This window comes from Rhizobacter sp. LjRoot28 (genome assembly GCF_964253025.1).
Lineage (GTDB): Bacteria > Pseudomonadota > Gammaproteobacteria > Burkholderiales > Burkholderiaceae_C > Rhizobacter.
Window position 1 is genome coordinate 266,786 of the sequence record NZ_CAXUQC020000001.1, and the last position, 13,249, is coordinate 280,034.

11 protein-coding genes, 1 tRNA gene and 1 pseudogene are annotated in these 13,249 nt (G+C 70.2%); 8 read left to right on the forward strand and 5 right to left on the reverse strand.

What is annotated here, in order from left to right:
- The first annotated feature begins 19 nt into the window (after positions 1–19).
- The 7 genes and pseudogenes from mmsB (at position 20) to ACSQ2F_RS01295 (ending at position 7,319) form a co-directional block, all read left to right on the forward strand.
- The gene (gene mmsB / locus ACSQ2F_RS01265) at positions 20–934 is read left to right on the forward strand and encodes a 3-hydroxyisobutyrate dehydrogenase (RefSeq protein ID WP_436018972.1); all 915 of its coding nucleotides are present in this window, start codon (positions 20–22) and stop codon (positions 932–934) included.
- A 13-nt stretch (positions 935–947) separates the two neighbouring features.
- Positions 948–1,727 carry an enoyl-CoA hydratase gene (locus ACSQ2F_RS01270; protein WP_436018974.1) on the forward strand — a complete coding sequence of 260 codons (780 nt, stop codon included), beginning with the start codon at positions 948–950 and terminating at the stop codon, positions 1,725–1,727.
- 148 nt (positions 1,728–1,875) lie between these two features.
- Positions 1,876–3,276 carry a phenylacetate--CoA ligase family protein gene (locus ACSQ2F_RS01275; protein WP_436018976.1) on the forward strand — a complete coding sequence of 467 codons (1,401 nt, stop codon included), beginning with the start codon at positions 1,876–1,878 and terminating at the stop codon, positions 3,274–3,276.
- Between the two features lie 72 nt (positions 3,277–3,348).
- Positions 3,349–3,681, forward strand: coding sequence for an HPF/RaiA family ribosome-associated protein (locus ACSQ2F_RS01280; protein WP_436018978.1), 333 nt, complete (start codon positions 3,349–3,351; stop codon positions 3,679–3,681).
- 93 nt (positions 3,682–3,774) lie between these two features.
- The gene (locus ACSQ2F_RS01285) at positions 3,775–4,764 is read left to right on the forward strand and encodes a hypothetical protein (protein WP_436018980.1); all 990 of its coding nucleotides are present in this window, start codon (positions 3,775–3,777) and stop codon (positions 4,762–4,764) included.
- A gap of 98 nt (positions 4,765–4,862) precedes the next feature.
- A pseudogene (locus ACSQ2F_RS01290) lies at positions 4,863–5,654 on the forward strand (alpha/beta hydrolase); the annotation flags it as partial.
- Between the two features lie 147 nt (positions 5,655–5,801).
- Positions 5,802–7,319, forward strand: coding sequence for a flavin-containing monooxygenase (locus ACSQ2F_RS01295; protein WP_436026693.1), 1,518 nt, complete (start codon positions 5,802–5,804; stop codon positions 7,317–7,319).
- A gap of 181 nt (positions 7,320–7,500) precedes the next feature.
- Here ACSQ2F_RS01295 and ACSQ2F_RS01300 read toward each other — a convergent pair whose 3' ends face one another.
- From ACSQ2F_RS01300 to ACSQ2F_RS01310, 3 genes are all read right to left on the reverse strand, one after another.
- On the reverse strand, positions 7,501–8,229 hold the full coding sequence (locus ACSQ2F_RS01300; protein WP_436018982.1) for a hypothetical protein: 729 nt from the start codon (positions 8,227–8,229) through the stop codon (positions 7,501–7,503).
- A gap of 97 nt (positions 8,230–8,326) precedes the next feature.
- The gene (gene pstS / locus ACSQ2F_RS01305; RefSeq protein ID WP_436018984.1) at positions 8,327–9,373 is read right to left on the reverse strand and encodes a phosphate ABC transporter substrate-binding protein PstS; all 1,047 of its coding nucleotides are present in this window, start codon (positions 9,371–9,373) and stop codon (positions 8,327–8,329) included.
- Between the two features lie 237 nt (positions 9,374–9,610).
- Positions 9,611–9,687, reverse strand: a tRNA-Met gene (locus ACSQ2F_RS01310).
- Between the two features lie 62 nt (positions 9,688–9,749).
- On the opposite strand from ACSQ2F_RS01310, the gene ftsY reads away from it, so the two are divergent.
- Positions 9,750–11,018, forward strand: coding sequence for a signal recognition particle-docking protein FtsY (gene ftsY / locus ACSQ2F_RS01315; protein WP_436018986.1), 1,269 nt, complete (start codon positions 9,750–9,752; stop codon positions 11,016–11,018).
- Between the two features lie 30 nt (positions 11,019–11,048).
- On the opposite strand, the gene ACSQ2F_RS01320 is transcribed toward ftsY, so the two are convergent.
- Both ACSQ2F_RS01320 and ffh read right to left on the reverse strand, forming a co-directional pair.
- Positions 11,049–11,771: a DUF2726 domain-containing protein gene (locus tag ACSQ2F_RS01320; protein WP_436018988.1), complete on the reverse strand. Its 723-nt coding sequence runs from the start codon at positions 11,769–11,771 to the stop codon at positions 11,049–11,051.
- A gap of 84 nt (positions 11,772–11,855) precedes the next feature.
- The gene (gene ffh / locus ACSQ2F_RS01325) at positions 11,856–13,226 is read right to left on the reverse strand and encodes a signal recognition particle protein (protein WP_436018990.1); all 1,371 of its coding nucleotides are present in this window, start codon (positions 13,224–13,226) and stop codon (positions 11,856–11,858) included.
- Between the last annotated feature and the right edge of the window lie 23 nt (positions 13,227–13,249).

Here is a 13,249-nt window from a genome sequence, read left to right on the forward strand (position 1 = left end):
GACGAAACAAGGAGCTGCCATGGACATCGCCTTCATCGGCCTCGGCAACATGGGTGGGCCGATGGCCCTCAACCTCCACCGGGCGGGTCACGCCGTGCGCGCCTGCGACCTGTCGCCCGACGCGCGGGCCCGAGCCGCCGACGCGGGCCTCGTGCTCGCCGACTCGCCTGCGTCGGCAGTGCAGGGCGCCCGCCTCGTCATCAGCATGCTGCCTGCGAGCCGCCATGTCGAGGCGCTGTACTTCGGCGACGGTGCGGCCCCTGGCCTGCTGGACCACCTGCCCGCGGGAACCCTGGTCGTCGACAGCAGCACCATCGCCGCCGCCACCTCACGTCGCCTGGCCGAGGCCGGCCGCCAGCGCGGGGTGGCAGTGCTCGACGCCCCAGTCTCGGGCGGCACGGCCGGTGCCGCCGCCGGCACGCTCACCTTCATGGTCGGCGGCGAGGCCGATGCGCTCGAGCAGGCTCGTCCGGTGCTCCTGCAGATGGGCAGCAACGTGTTTCACGCCGGTGCGGCCGGTGCCGGGCAGGCCGCCAAGATCTGCAACAACCTGCTCCTGGGCGTGCTGATGATCGGCACGTCCGAGGCACTCGCCCTGGGCGTTGCGAACGGCCTCGATCCGACGGTGCTGTCCGAGATCATGCGGCGCAGCTCCGGCGGCAACTGGGCGCTCGAGAAGTACAACCCGTACCCGGGCGTCATGGACGGCGTGCCCGCATCGCGGGCTTACAGCGGTGGCTTCGGAACCGACCTGATGCTGAAGGATCTGGGCCTGGCCCAGGACAACGCGGTGCAGGTGGGCGCGGCAACCCCGCTGGGCAGCCTGGCGCGCAGCCTTTACGCAGCCCACAGCCTGGCCGGCCACGGCCATCTCGATTTCTCCAGCATCGTCTCGCTGCTGCAGCGCGCCGACGGCGATGACGCCCCCTTCTGATCACGGAGCCCCCATGTCCTACGAGACCCTCGACGTTCGCACCGAAGCCGGCCAGGTCGGCATCATCACGCTCAACCGGCCCAAGGCCTTGAATGCCCTCAACGACACCCTCATGGACGAGCTGGGCACTGCCCTGCGCGCCTTCGATGCCGATGAAACCATCGGCTGCATCATCCTCACCGGCAGCGAGCGTGCCTTTGCCGCCGGTGCCGACATCGCCGCCATGGCGCGCTTCACGTTTACCGATGTATACAAGGGCGACTTCATCACCCGCAACTGGGAAACCATCCGCGCCGTGCGCAAGCCCGTGATCGCCGCCGTGGCCGGCTTTGCGCTGGGCGGCGGCTGCGAACTCGCGATGATGTGCGATCTCGTCATCGCGGCCGACACCGCGCGCTTCGGTCAGCCCGAGATCAAGCTCGGCGTCATCCCCGGGGCGGGCGGCACGCAGCGCCTGCCTAGAGCGGTGGGCAAGGCCAAGGCCATGGACCTGGTGCTCACCGGCCGCATGATGGATGCGGCCGAGGCCGAGCGGTCGGGCCTGGTCAGCCGCGTCGTGCCGGCGGACCGGCTCGCCGAGGAGGCGCTGGCCGCGGCGCTGCTCATCGCCGGCCAATCGCGCATCGCGGTGATGGCCGCCAAGGAGGCCGTCAATCGGGCCTTCGAAGGCACGCTGTCCGATGGCGTGATGTTCGAACGTCGGCTGTTCCATTCGCTCTACGCCACGGCCGATCAGAAGGAAGGGATGGCCGCCTTCCTCGAGAAGCGCCCGCCCGTCTTTCGCCACGAGTGAGTGGCTCCGGGTCTTCGACTGCCGAGGGGTTGTCGACCCGCCGCAAGGGTGAGCGACAGCTCCGGCGCGCGGGCGGTGGCACCATCGGGCGCGGCCCCATCCACAGACGACCTGCAAGGTTCGGATCGTCGGGTGTTCGCACTCCGCCATGCTCAAGTCCACACCCCCCTTCGATCCCTGGCTCACCTGGACAACGGCGGGCGAGGTGCTGCTCGCCACGCATGCGGACGCGGCGGGTCTCGCGGCGCGACGATCGCGCCGCCTCGCGAACTTGCTGACGCGGGCGGCGCGCGAGTCGCCGCTCTATGCGCAGCAACTGCGCGGCGTGGACGCAGCGCGAGCGCAGCTCCAGGACCTGCCCACCTTCTCGAAGCACGACCTCATGGCCCGCTTCGACGATTGGGTGACCGATCCGGCACTGCACCTCGACGGGCTGCGCCGCTTCACCGCCGACCCGTCCCGCATCGCCGATCCGTACCTCGGCCGCTACACGGTCTGGGAGAGCTCGGGCAGCAGTGGGGAGCCGAGCGTGTTCGTGCAGGACGCCGCCGCCCTGGCGGTGTACGACGCTCTGGAGGCCCTGCGACGTCGCACGCCGGTGGCCCGCCTGCTCGACCCCTTGTACCTCGGGGAGTGCATTGCCTTCGTGGGCGCCACCGGCGGCCACTTCGCCAGCCTGGTGTCGATCGAACGATTGCGGCGCCTGAATCCCGCGCTGGCCCGGCGCCTGCACGATGTGTCCTTCCTGCAGCCGGTGGATCGCTTGGTGGATTCACTGCACGCCCTGTCGCCCAGCGTGCTGAGCACCTATCCCAGCGCTGCCGTGCTGCTGGCCGGCGAACAGCTGGCCGGGCGGCTCAAGCTGCGACTCAAGGAGGTGTGGACCGGCGGGGAGACCCTCTCGCCGGGGATGCGACGCCTCATAGAGGAAGGCTTCGGCTGCAGCGTCGTCCAGAGCTATGGCGCGTCCGAGTTCCTGCCGCTGGCAGCCGAGTGCGTGCGCGGCGCGCTGCACCTCAACAGCGACTGGGTGATCCTCGAATCGGTCGACGCCGCCGGGCGGCCCGTGCCGGAAGGCGAGACCGGGGCCTCGGTGCTTCTCACCCACCTGGCCAACCATGTGCAACCGCTCATCCGCTATCCCCTGGGAGACCGGGTGCGCTGGCACTCGAGGGCCTGCGGCTGCGGCTCCCACCTTCCGGTGATCGAAGTCGAGGGGCGCAGCGACGACACGCTGGGCCTGAGGGGCCGTGGCGGGCGGATCGTGCGGCTGCTGCCGCTCGCCTTGTCCACCGTGCTCGAGGAGGAGGCCGGGCTTGCCGACTTCCAGCTGCTGCAGCAGGGGGCGGACCGCCTGCGACTCAGTACGCCCGCCTGCGGGCCTCACGCGCAGTCGGCGCTGGAGCGCGGGCGTGAAGCCCTGCTGCGCTTCCTCGCCGGCCACGGCGTGGCCGGGGTCTCGGTGCACTGCCAGCCCGGGCGTGCCCACCGGCTCGGCGGCGGCGGCAAGTTGCGCCGGGTGCTGGCTGTCCCTGGCGTGGACGAATAGACCGGGCTTGCTCTGGGTCAAGACGATCGGCCGCCAACTTCCTAGACTGGATCCATAACGGACCGGATGACCATGAAACAACCTCTGCAGATCACCTACCTCGGCCTCGAATCTTCCGAAGCGATCGACACCGCCGCCCGGGCCAAGGCCGACAAGCTCGACCAGTTCCATCCCTCCATCATGGCCTGCAAGGTGACGATCGAGCTGATCGCCAAGCACCAGCAGCAAGGTCGCGAGTTCGCGGTGCGCATCGGCGTCACCGTGCCGCATCAGGAACTCCACGTCGACCGCGTCCACAACGAGGACGTCTACATCGCCTTGCGCGACGCCTTCGACGACATGAGCCGCCAGCTCGACGACATGAAGGAAAAGGCGGAAGACGCCGTCCGCCGCGTTCGCGTCTGATCCACCCCGGCCGGCCCCCTAGGTCCGGCCCGCCGACCTCCCGGCCGGCCGCTCGGCCCGCCGCGGGATCGGCTCCACACCAGGAGCCTTTCCATGGAACGCCGCTACGACATCTGCAACGGTGACAGCGACGGCCTGTGTGCCGCGGTGCAGTGGCGATTGCATCGCCCCGGCGCCGCCACGTTGGTGACCGGGCTGAAACGCGAGATCGCCCTGCTCGAGCAGGTGCCCGCGGGCGCTGCGGCACCCGCCGAAGTCAACGTGTTCGACATCTCCATGCAGCGCAACCTGACGGCGCTGCAGACGCTGCTCGATGCCGGCGTGCGGGTGAACTACTTCGACCACCACACGGTGGAAGCCATCCCGGCCCACCCGCTGCTCGAGGCCCACGTCGACCGGTCGAGCGATGTCTGCACCAGCCTGCTCGTCGATCGCTACCTGGGCGGCGCCTACCGCGCATGGGCGCTGGTCGGCGCCTACGGCGACAACCTGCCCGACGTGGCGGACCGGCTCGCGGAGGCGTCGGACATTGGCCCGGGCGACCGCACGCGGCTGCGGCTGCTGGGCGAGGCGATCAACTACAACGCCTATGGCGACGACCCCGGCGACGTGCGCATCGCGCCGGCACGCCTGTACACCATCCTCTCGCGCTACGCCGATCCGCGGGAGATGCTGGTGCACGAGAGCATCGCCGGCGAGATCGACGACCTGCGCCGCGCTGACCTGGAGCGCGCGCGTGTGCTGGCCGAGCGCACCGAGTCGGTGGCCGGCAGCATCCACGTGCTGCCGGACGCGCCATGGAGCCGTCGGGTGCTGGGCAGCTACGCCAATGAACTGGCCAATGCCGAACCGGACCGCGCCCATGCGGTCATGCGACTGCATGGACAACAGGGCTACATGGTGAGCGTGCGCGCACCGCTGGCCTCGCCCTACGGCTCGGATCTCCTGTGCGCCCGCTTCGGCGGGTCGGGCCGCCCTCGCGCCGCGGGCGTCGACGCGCTCGAACCGGAGGCCCGGGCCCGCTTCTTCGACGCCTTCGCCGCCAACGCCTGGACGGCCGCGTTGCCCGCACGGCGCGCTTGATCCGAGGACGGCCGCCGGGGCCGGCACAATGCTCCGCGCAGGCCGGCTCGGCGTGCCGCGGGTGGGCTCCCGCGTCCTTGATCCGTCGGAGACACGCCATGAGCTGGCAAGCGCGCCTCACCACCTTCATCGTCCGACGCCATGTGCGGCGGCAGCTCGACGACCTGAGCGACATCCCTCGCGTCCGCGCCGTCTTCGACGCGCCGCTGTCCCCGCCGCCCGGCGCGCGCTACACGCCGGCCCGGCTGGGCGGCGTCGCGGGCGAGTGGGTGGAATCCGAACGATCGACGGTCGGCGGGCTGACCGTGCTGTACCTGCACGGCGGCGGCTTCGTGGGTGGGTCGCCGCGCACCCATCGACCCATCACCGCGGCGCTCGCGCTCGAAGGCGCGCGGGTGTTCGTGCCGGACTACCGCCTGGCGCCGGAGCATCCGTTCCCGGCAGCGCCGGACGATGCACGCGCCGTCTGGCAGGCGCTGTGCGACAGCGAACGCGACGCGCCATTGGCCCTGGGTGGCGACAGCGCCGGCGGCAACCTGGCACTCGGCCTGATGCTGCGGCTGCGCGACGAAGGCGCGCGCCTGCCGTTGGCGGCGGTGCTGTTCTCACCCGCCACCGACCTCACCGCGAGCAGTCCCTCCGTGCGGGAGAACGCGAGGCGCGATGCCGTCCTGCAGGGCGACGTGAGAGCGCTGGTCGCGGCGTACCGCGGTGCTGCCGAACCCGCTGACCCGAAGCTGTCACCCCTGCTGGGCAATCTCGGCGGGCTGCCACCGTTGCTGGTGCACGTCGGGGCCGACGAGGTGCTGCGCGACGATGCGCTGCGCCTGACCGACAAGGCCCGGGCCAGCGGCGTGCGGGTGGCGCTGAAGGTGTGGCCGGTGGTGCACCACGGATGGCAGTTGGTGTGGCGCCTGCCGGAGTCACGCGAATCGTTGGCCCTGGCCTGCCGGTTTCTGCAAGATGCAGCGGCGGAGGTGTCGCCGCGCCCGCTGCCACACCCGACCCCGGACGCATCGCGAACTGATGCGCAGGCACTGGCCCCATTCCCCGATCCCGCCGCGAGGCCCGCCGGCCATGCCGACGTCATCATCATCGGCGCCGGCCTGTCCGGCGTCGGCACGGCAGTGCACCTGCAGCAGCGCTGTCCCGACAAGCAGGTGCTGCTGCTCGAAGCGCGCGAGGCCATGGGCGGCACGTGGGACCTGTTCCGCTACCCCGGCATCCGCTCCGACTCCGACATGCACACGCTCGGCTACGCGTTCAAGCCGTGGACGCGGGCGCAGGCGATTGCCGATGGCGGCTCCATCCGGGCCTACATCGAGGAGACGGCGCGGGAGCGCGGCATCGACTCGCGGGTGCGATACGGGCACCGTGTGCGCCGGGCCGCGTGGTCGAAGGCCGAGGCGCGCTGGACACTCGAGGTGAGCCACGGCGACGAGCTGCTGCTCTTCACCTGCCAGGTGGTCGACTTCTGCAGCGGCTACTACCGCTATGACGCGGCGCATCGACCGAGCTGGCCTGGCGAGGCAAGCTATCGTGGCCGCATCGTGCATCCGCAGTTCTGGCCCGAGGGCCTGGACTACGCAGGCCAGCGGGTGGTCGTGATCGGCAGTGGGGCCACTGCCGTGACCCTCGTGCCCGAGATGGCCCGGCACGCCGCGCATGTCACCATGCTGCAGCGCTCGCCGACCTACGTCGTGGCGCTGCCGGCGCAAGATGCCCTGGCCTTGCGGCTGCGCCGCTGGCTGCCCGCCATGTGGGCCTACCGCATCGTGCGGGCCAAGAACGTGCTGCTCAGCCTGCTGTTCTTCAAGCTCGCGCGGCGCTGGCCCGAACCGGTGCGGCGCCGGTTGCTCGCGGAGGCGGGCCGGCACCTGGGCGGCCCGGAAGAGGTGGCGCGCAACTTCACGCCGCACTACAACCCATGGGACCAACGCTTGTGCATGGTCCCCGACGGCGACCTGTTCACGGCCATCCGTGGTGGGCGCGCTTCGGTCGTCACCGGAGAGATCGCCGCCTTCACCGAAACTGGTCTGCGCTTGTCCACCGGCGAGGAACTGCAGGCCGACCTCGTCGTCACCGCCACCGGCTTGCAGCTCAACGTGCTCGGCGACGTCGAGCTGCGGGTGGATGGCCGGTCGGTCGATGTGCACCGCCGCTTCGTCTACAAGGGAATGATGCTGAGCGGCGTGCCGAACCTGGTGCAGACCTTCGGCTACACCAACGCCTCGTGGACCCTCAAGTCGGACCTGACCGGGCGCTACCTGTGCCGGTTGCTGCGGTACATGGACCGGCAGGGCACGGCCATCGCCACGCCCACGGCGGGGCCTGACATCGAGCCGCGGCCCTTCGTCGACTTCAGTTCAGGCTACGTGCTGCGGGCCGCCGACAGGCTGCCGCGCCAGGGCGCCCAGCCCCCTTGGCGCCTGCACCAGAACTACCTGCGCGACCTGCTGGCGCTGCGGTTCGGCCGGCTCGACGATGGGGTGATGGCGTTCACGCGCGCTGAGCCCGGCGCCGTCGCCGCTGCTGCCGCGCGTGTTGGCGACTGAGGGCGCGCACGGCCACCCTCCACCCGTTCACGGCCAGGTAGCAGCCAGGCGCGAGCAGCGACGGCCCCACACCCGCGAATCGCTGCGGCCTGCCGAGTGACTTCGGCAGATGCGATCGCCCGACGATGGGCATGCGCGCCGCGGTCACGAAGACGCCGGAGACGGCGAATCGAGTGAAGCGTCAGTCGCCGATGAGCTGGACCGCGTCGACGTGCTTGTGGCCGCGCGACACGTTGTTCGCCACCGTGAGCTTGACCGCCTGCACCTTGTACGGTGTCGCCGCGAACGACTTGACGAACCAGCTGCGCGAACCCCGCTTCTCGGGCTTCACGTCGCTGAGGCCGGACCACACGGTGTGCGCCTTGCCGTCGGTGTCGATCACCTCGAGCTTGGACATGGCCTCCACCGTGGTGCCGTCGGCAACGATGCGGACCTCGGTGGCGTTGACGGGGCGCTCATACGACAGCTCGAGCCAATCGAAGCCGATGTCCTGCGTGTTGTTCACCCATGAATTGCCGTCCACCTTGCCCGTGGCCCGCCAGGCCTGGCTTTTCTCCGGCGTCTTCGGCAGGCGATCGCCTTCCTCGGACAGGCCCGAACTGGCCTTGGCGGCGCGGGCCCATTGGGCGCGGGCGTCGTTCAGGTAGCCGTCTTCCATCGTGGCGTAGTCGAGCTTGGCCTGCAGCTTGGCGCGTTGCTCTTCCTCGGGCGTCGAGGCGGCTGCAGCCGGTGGCGGGGCGGGCGTTGGCGCCGGGGCTGGCGCCGGCGCAGGGGCCGGAGCAGGGGCGGGCGTTTGCGCTTGCGCTTCAGGCGCGGTGTCCGCCTTGTCGGCCTCCTTCTTGCCGCAAGCGCTGGCCAGGACGGCGGCGCCTAGCGCGAGGATCAGGACTGCGTGCTGCGAGGAGGACATGGCGTACGACCCGAGTGGATGGAGCGGCGACTCTACTGCCGCTCCGGCCCGTGTCGTCATGACTCCGGTCACATGGGCGCGCCACCGGCGCCCGGGCTCACTTGAAGCGAACGTAGTCCAGCGGCTGGCCGTCCTGGGGCTTTACGCTCGCGAATCGCGCAGCGAGCCGCGACTGGACGATCGTGGGCAATGGCGCGAAGCCCGTGCCGCGCGTCAGGTCGTCGCCATGCAGGAAGCACCAGTAGAGGAATCGCAGTGCAGGGGCTGCGCCAGCGGCCGACTTGGGGTTGGCGTCCACCAGCGCGAAGGTCGCGGTCGTGATGGGCCAGGTCTCGGCGCCCGGGCGGTCGAGCAGGCTCGCGAGGTCGTTGCCGGAGCGACCCAGTTCGCTTTCGCGGATGGCCGACCGGAAGCCCGCTTCCGACGGCTTGACGAACTGCCCTGCGGCATTGCGCAGACGCACCGCCGCCAGCGCATCGCGTGCCACGCGATCAAAGCTCACGTACGCAAGGGCGCCGGGTGTCGCCTTCAGCGCGGAGACCATGCCATCGTTGCCTTCGGCCGCGGTCACGTCGCCCGGCCACTTCGGCAATTGCGATGCACCCACCTGCCCGGCAAAGTCCTTCGAGACCTCCGCGAGGTAGCGGCTGAAACCGTCGGTCGTGCCCGACTTGTCCGCGCGCACGAGTCGACGCACCGGCAGCGCGGGCAGGCGCACACCCGGATTCAGCTCGGCAATGCGCGGATCATCCCAGCGCGCCACGGTGCCGAGCATGAGCGCCGCGAGTGTCGGGCCATCGAGTTGCAGGCCGCGTTCACCGAGGCCGGGGAGGTTCACCACCGGCACGATGCCGCCCACGAGCATGGGGAACTGCACCAGCTGCCGCTTCGACAGTTCGGCCGGCTGCAAGGCGCTGTCCGAGCCGGCGAACGCGACCGTGCGGGCCGAGATCTGCTTCAGGCCGTCGCCCGAGCCGGTGGCCTTGTAGACCACCGTGTCGCCGCCTTCACGCTTGTACTGCTCCGTCCACTTCCCATACACCTTCGACGGAAAGGACGCCCCGGCTCCCGCCACCTCGGCGTGCGCGGTGGCGCTCCACAGCAGGGCCGTTGCCCACAGCGCGCCACCCAACAGCAGTTTCATCTCGACACCTCCAGAAAGAGGCGCGAGGATACGTGGAAACCCGCAGCAGCCCCGTGAACTTCCTCACGCGTTGCCGAACTCGCGCAGGCTGGCCCCCCGGGGACGCGGGGGGAGGGCCCATGCACATGACGGTGCGGATGGGGCCGCGAACGCGCGACGCCGTCGAGCGACGCATGCGACGCGAGGCGAGAAAAACAGAAAGCCTCGCAGGTCATGGACCGGCGAGGCTTTGATGTTTGGTGGCGCTTCAGGGATTCGAACCCCGGACCTGCGGATTATGATTCCGTCGCTCTAACCGACTGAGCTAAAGCGCCTCAGCCTCGCATTATAGCCACGAAACCGGCTACGCTTGGCAATCGGCTCACCAAGAATTCACATGTTCAGCTTTTTCAAGAAGAAGACTCCGTCGCCCGAGGCGGCGCCGACACCCGAGGCGCCTGCGGCACCGGTTCCGGTGCCCGCGCCTGCAGAGGAGCGGCGCAGCTGGGTCGATCGCCTGCGCAGCGGCATCGGGCTCGGCGAGGCGCCGGCCCCGGAGGCGCCGGTCACGCCCGCGCCACCCGTGGCCTTGCCGCCCGTCTCCGCACCGGCGGCCGCGACACCGTCACCGAGCCCGGCCCCGAAAGCTCCGGCTCCCGCGCCCGCGGTGCCGCCTGCTGCGGCCGTCCCTGCAGTTGCCCAGGCGCCTGCGGTGCCGCCTGTCGTGGCAGCGGTTCCTCCCGAGCGCAAGGGCTGGCTCGACAAGCTGCGCACCGGCCTGCGCAAGACGGGCACGGGCATCGCGCAGGTGTTCACCGGCACGCAGATCGACGATGCGCTCTATGAAGACCTGGAGTCGGCGCTGCTGATGGCCGACACCGGCGTCACGGCGACCGAGTACCTGCTCAAGGACCTGAAGTGGCGCGTCAAGGAAGCCAAGGCGACCGACCCCGCTGCGGTCAAGGGCCTGCTGGCCGATGCCATCGCCGACCTGTTGAAGCCGCTGGAGAAGCCGCTCGAGATCGGCGAGTTCACGCCGACCGTCGTCATGGTGGTGGGCGTGAACGGCGCGGGCAAGACGACGAGCATCGGCAAGCTCACCCGCCACCTGGCCGACAGCGGCCAGAAGGTGCTGCTGGCCGCCGCCGACACCTTCCGCGCCGCAGCGCGCGAGCAGCTTGCCGTCTGGGCCGAGCGGGCCGACAAGCCGGGTGTGGCAGGGGTGGAGGTGGAGATCGTGTCGCAGGAAAGCGGCGACCCGTCCTCGGTCAGCTTCGATGCGGTGGTGGCGGGCAAGTCACGCGGCTGCGATGTCGTGATCGCCGACACCGCGGGGCGGCTTCCCACCCAGCTTCACCTGATGGAGGAGCTCAAGAAGATCAAGCGCGTGATCGGCAAGGCGCAGGACGGCGCGCCCCACGAGGTGCTGCTGGTGGTGGACGGCAACACGGGGCAGAACGCCTTGTCCCAGGTGAAGGCTTTCGACGATGCGCTGGGGCTCACCGGCCTCGTCATCACCAAGCTCGACGGCACGGCCAAGGGCGGCGTGCTGGCCGCCATTGCGCGCGAGCGGCCGGTGCCGGTCTACTTCGTCGGGGTGGGAGAGAAGCTCGAGGACCTCGAGACCTTCAACGCACGGGAGTTCGCACAGGCCGTGCTGAGCTGAAGCGGGTGGGGCGGGCGCCCCGCCGCCGCCTCAGGGCCGCCGGGGTGTCGGCCGCGGCGTCGCAGTCGGCTTCGGCACGTTGCCCAGGGGCACGGCCGCGGAATCGAGGTTGTCGAACCAGGTGGACGGCGGCGGGTCGCGCTGCTCCAGTTCGGCATCGAGCATGGCATCGGCCTCGACCGGCTCGCTCAGTCGCGGCAGGTCGCGCGGGCCCTCGCTCGTGCCCTTCGGCTGGCTCAGGATCAGGTCGCGCGCCGCGGCAGGGGTGGGAATGGCGTTCTCGTCCCAGACGTGGATGGGAATCTGCGCGGCCGCGATCACGCGGTCCATGCGGGCATGGCGCTGGCGTGCCCGGGGGCTCTCCTTGCCATCGTCCGCGCGCACGTCGACCACGGCCACCACCTGCGAGGTGGCATCGCACACCACGATGTCGACCGACATCAGCCCCACGCGGCGCAGCCATTCGGAATAGCTGTTGCGGGTCGGCACCTTCATGAAGCGCGACAGCGGCACCTGGGCCAGCACCATGTGGTCGGGCAGGGCGGTGCGCAGGACGAAGTAGGCCTTGCGCTCGCCCGCCGTCATCACGCGGGTGGACTGCGGCGGCCAGGCGGCCACGGTGTCGAGTGCCTCCATAGCCGCGCGCGGCTTGCCCTTGCGGGACGGCGCGGCGCCGCCCTTCTTGCGGGAGCGCTGCACCAGCACGAGGGAGGCAGCCAGGACGACAAGGGCTGCAATGATCAGGAGTTCCATCTGCGACGATTTCTGGAGAAAGTTCGCGGACCTTAGCGGTCCGCCGAGGGCGGGTCAATGGCGGAAGCTACGGCTGTTGCCGCTTCAGCGCAGTCCGGCCGGGCCGCCCATGCCCTTGAGGCCGCCCATGCGCTTCATCATCTTCATCAGGCCGCCGCCCTTCATCTTCTTCATCATCCCCTGCATCTGCTCGAACTGGTTGAGCAGGCGGTTGACGTCCTGGACCTGCACGCCGGCACCGGCGGCGATGCGGCGCTTGCGGGTGGCCTTGAGCAGTTCCGGCTTGCGGCGCTCGAGGGGCGTCATCGAGTTGATGATGCCTTCCATGCGGCGCACATCACGCTCTGCGCGGTCCATGTCGGCAGCGCCCGCCTTGGCGGTCATCTCGGTGGGCAACTTGTCCATCAGGCCGGCCAGCCCGCCCATCTTCTTCATCTGGCTGATCTGGGCGAGGAAGTCGTTCAGGTCGAAGTTGCTCCCCGACTTCAGCTTGTCGGCCAGCTTCTGGGCGGCAGCGACGTCCACGCCCTTCTGCACTTCCTCCACCAGGGCGACGATGTCGCCCATGCCGAGCACCCGTCCGGCGTGCCGCGCGGCGTCGAACACCTCAAGGCCGTCGATCTTCTCGCTGACACCGGCGAACTTGATCGGCACGCCGGTGACCTGCCGCACCGACAGCGCAGCGCCACCGCGGGAGTCGCCGTCCGTCTTGGTGAGCACGATGCCGGTGAGGGGCAGGGCCTCCTTGAAGGCGCGCGCGGTGTTGATGGCGTCCTGGCCCTGCATCGCGTCCACGACGAACAGCGTCTCGATGGGGTTCAGCGTCGCATGCAGCTCGGCGATCTCCTTCATCAGCGCCTCGTCGATCGCCAGCCGGCCGGCGGTGTCGACCAGCAGCACGTCGAAGTAGTGGCGGCGCGCGTGGTCGAGCGCGGCGCGGGCGATGTCGACCGGCTTGTCGGTGGCGGTGGACGGGAACCACTCGGCGCCGGCCTGGCGGGTGACGGTCTTGAGCTGCTCGATGGCGGCCGGGCGGTAGACGTCGGCGGAGACGGTCAGCACCTTCTTCTTGCGGCGCTCGATGAGGTGCCGGGCCAGCTTGGCGGTGGTCGTGGTCTTGCCGGCACCCTGCAGGCCGGCCATCAGGATCACGGCCGGCGGCTGGGCGGCAAGGTTCAGGTCGGACACGCCCTCTCCCATGGTCGCCACGAGCTCGCGGTTGACGATGCCCACCAGCGCCTGGCCGGGCGACAGCGAGCCGGCCACCTCGGCGCCGAGCGCCTTCTCCTTCACGCGGGCAATGAAGTCGCGCACCACGGGTAGCGCAACGTCGGCTTCGAGCAGCGCCATGCGCACCTCGCGCAGCATGTCCTGGACGTTGTCTTCGGTGATGCGGGCCTGGCCGCGCATCGTCTTGACGAGGCGGCTCAGTCGGTCGGTGAGGGTGGAGGCCATCGGCTGGGCGAGACCCGGAATGC